Below are 3047 nucleotides of genomic sequence, written 5' to 3'. Positions count from 1 at the left end.
GACCAACACCCCGTACCCCCCCAAAATATCGACATGCACACGCGCTAGCGGTTAGGGAGTTCCGCTGCCGGACCGAGTGTCCGGCAGCGGAACCCCTGGCCATTGCCTTAGCCCCTAGCTTTAGAGCTAGGAACTGAAAGGAAGAGTATGGGAGCCCAAATTCGGGTCTACCGCCAGAAGATCGCGTCGACCACGTCGATGCAGAAGATCTTCAAGGCGATGGAGCTGATTGCTGCCTCTCGCATTGGAAAGGCACGCACCCGTGTGGCTGCGTCACTGCCTTACTCCAATGCGATCACCCGTGCCGTTTCTGCTGTGGCATCCCAGTCGGAGATCGATCATCCGCTGACCACCGAACCGGAGCAGATCCGGCGCGCAGCCGTGGTCATCATGACTTCCGACCGTGGTCTTGCCGGATCGTACTCCGCCGGTGTCCTCAAGCAGGGCGAAGCACTGAATGAATTGCTCCGTGACGAGGGCAAGGAAGTTAAGACCTACCTTGTTGGACGCAAGGGGCAGGCGTACTACGACTTCCGGAACCGTTCCGTGGAACGGGTCTGGACCGGCGGTACCGACGCACCTGAGTTCGAAACAGCCCGTGAAATCGGCAAGGCACTCCTCGATGACTTCAACACGGCCTACGAAGACGGCGGCGTGGACGAAATCCACATCGTCTACACGCGCTTCAAGTCCATGGTTATTCAGGAACCTGCGGTCATCCGACTGCTGCCGCTGGAAGTAGTGGAGGAAGAAGCGCAGTCAAGTGCTGAGTTCCTGCCTCTCTACGAATACGAGCCCGAGCCGGAAAAGGTCCTGGACGCACTGCTGCCGCGCTACATCGAGTCGCGCATCTTCGCAGCCATGCTCCAGGCAGCCGCTTCCGAGCTTGCCGCCCGCCAGCGCGCCATGAAGGCCGCAGGGGACAACGCCACGGACCTGATCAAGAAGTACACGCGACTTCGCAACAACGCGCGTCAGGCCGAAATCACCCAGGAACTTTCCGAGATCGTAGCCGGTGCGGACGCGCTCAGCGCCTCCTAGCCTGCAATAGATCGAAGATAAGTTCCAACGCATAAAAAACTTAGTCCACACGCCATCTAACTGAGTGAAGTGAGAGAGATGACTGCCCAAACTGTCGAGCACGGATCTAAATCCGTAGCCTCGGGTGCCACCGGCCGTATCGCCCGTGTCATCGGCCCGGTTGTCGACGTCGAATTCCCGGCTGACGCAATCCCCACCATCTACAACGCACTGACCACCGAGCTGACGCTCGACGGCCAGACCCGCACCATCACGTTCGAGACCTCCCAGCACCTGGGTGACAACCTCGTCCGTGCCATCTCCCTGCAGGCCACTGACGGCCTGGTCCGCGGCGCTGCCGTGGTCGACACGGGTGCCCCCATCTCCGTCCCCGTAGGCGACGGCGTCAAGGGCCACATCTTCAACGTCCTGGGCCAGCCCCTCGACGTCACCGAAGACCAGCTGGAGATCACCGAGCGCTGGCCGATCCACCGTTCGGCTCCGAACTTCGCGGACCTTGAGGGCTCCACCGAGATGCTGGAAACCGGCATCAAGGTGATTGACCTTCTCACCCCGTACATCAAGGGCGGCAAGATCGGCCTGTTCGGCGGCGCCGGCGTCGGCAAGACCGTGCTGATCCAGGAAATGATCACCCGTGTTGCCCGCAACTTCGGCGGTACCTCGGTATTCGCCGGTGTCGGCGAGCGTACCCGTGAAGGCAACGACCTCTGGGTTGAAATGGAAGAGGCGAACGTCCTGAAGGACACCGCCCTTGTATTCGGCCAGATGGATGAGCCGCCGGGAACGCGCCTCCGTGTTGCACTGTCGGCTCTGACCATGGCGGAATACTTCCGCGATGTGCAGAACCAGGACGTGCTGCTCTTCATCGACAACATCTTCCGCTTCACGCAGGCAGGCTCCGAGGTTTCCACCCTTCTCGGCCGCATGCCGTCCGCCGTGGGCTACCAGCCGAACCTGGCTGACGAGATGGGTCTGCTGCAGGAGCGCATCACGTCCACCAAGGGCCACTCGATCACGTCCATGCAGGCAATCTACGTGCCTGCAGATGACTACACCGACCCGGCCCCGGCCACCACGTTCGCCCACCTGGACGCGACCACGGAACTTTCCCGTGAAATCGCATCCCGTGGCCTGTACCCGGCCGTGGATCCGCTGACCTCGACGTCGCGCATCCTCGATCCGCAGTACGTTGGCCAGGCGCACTACGACACGGCCATCCGCGTCAAGCAGATCCTCCAGAAGAACAAGGAACTGCAGGACATCATCGCCATCCTCGGCGTCGACGAGCTCTCGGAAGAGGACAAGATCGTCGTGTCGCGTGCACGCCGCATCCAGCAGTTCCTCTCCCAGAACACCTACACCGCCAAGCAGTTCACCGGCGTTGAGGGTTCGACGGTTTCCATCAAGGACACCATCGAAGGCTTCCGGGCCATCTGCGACGGCGACGTTGACCACATTGCAGAGCAGGCGTTCTTCAACGTCGGCGGCATGGATGACGTTGAGCGTCAGTGGGCGAAGATCCAAGAGCAGACCGGGAAGTGAGCCCCATGGCGGACACTGCTGAACTCCAAGTTGAGATTGTTGCTGCCGACCACTTCGTGTGGTCGGGAGCGGCAAAGATGGTCAAGGCCCGCACCAGCGACGGCGAGATCGGGATCCTTCCCGGTCACTCGCCGGTGCTGGCCATCCTGGCAGAGGGCGGACTGGCCATCGAACCGGTGTCCGGCTCCCGCATTGAGGTAAGCGTTGACGGAGGATTCTTCTCCGTGGACAACAACCGCGTGGTCATCGTGGCCGACAATGCCAAGGTGACCAACGAAGCAACCGCCGGGACCCGCTGACTCCTTCCGATGGACAGCTCCTATGTGTTCATTGCGTTGGCGGCCCTCTTCGGGCTGCTCGTCCTTGCAGTAGTGCTCTTCGGGGTGCGCCGCAGCCAGCTGCGGTGCACCCTGGGGACCTTCGATGCCTCCATCTGCTTCCCCCCTGCGGGGTGGCGGATGGGG

Annotated in this window: 3 protein-coding genes; all 3 read left to right on the top strand. The window is 61.7% G+C overall.

Going from position 1 to position 3047, the window contains the following annotated elements; translation table 11 throughout:
- The first annotated feature begins 147 nt into the window (after positions 1-147).
- The 3 genes from LOC60_RS00385 to LOC60_RS00375 all read left to right on the top strand — a co-directional run bounded on the left by LOC60_RS00385 (position 148) and on the right by LOC60_RS00375 (position 2882).
- The gene (locus LOC60_RS00385; protein ID WP_230020702.1) at positions 148-1041 is read left to right on the top strand and encodes a F0F1 ATP synthase subunit gamma; all 894 of its coding nucleotides are present in this window, start codon (positions 148-150) and stop codon (positions 1039-1041) included.
- 78 nt (positions 1042-1119) lie between these two features.
- Complete coding sequence (atpD, locus tag LOC60_RS00380) at positions 1120-2583, top strand: F0F1 ATP synthase subunit beta (RefSeq protein WP_230020699.1); 1464 nt, start codon at positions 1120-1122, stop codon at positions 2581-2583.
- Positions 2584-2588: 5 nt separating this feature from the next.
- Entirely contained in the window at positions 2589-2882 is a 294-nt protein-coding gene (locus LOC60_RS00375; protein WP_230020698.1) for a F0F1 ATP synthase subunit epsilon, read from the top strand.
- Positions 2883-3047: the final 165 nt, after the last annotated feature.

It is taken from the genome of Arthrobacter sp. zg-Y769 (genome assembly GCF_020907405.1).
GTDB lineage: Bacteria > Actinomycetota > Actinomycetes > Actinomycetales > Micrococcaceae > Arthrobacter_B.
Note: the sequence above shows the minus strand (reverse complement) of the source record. Positions and strands in the feature narration are given on the sequence as shown.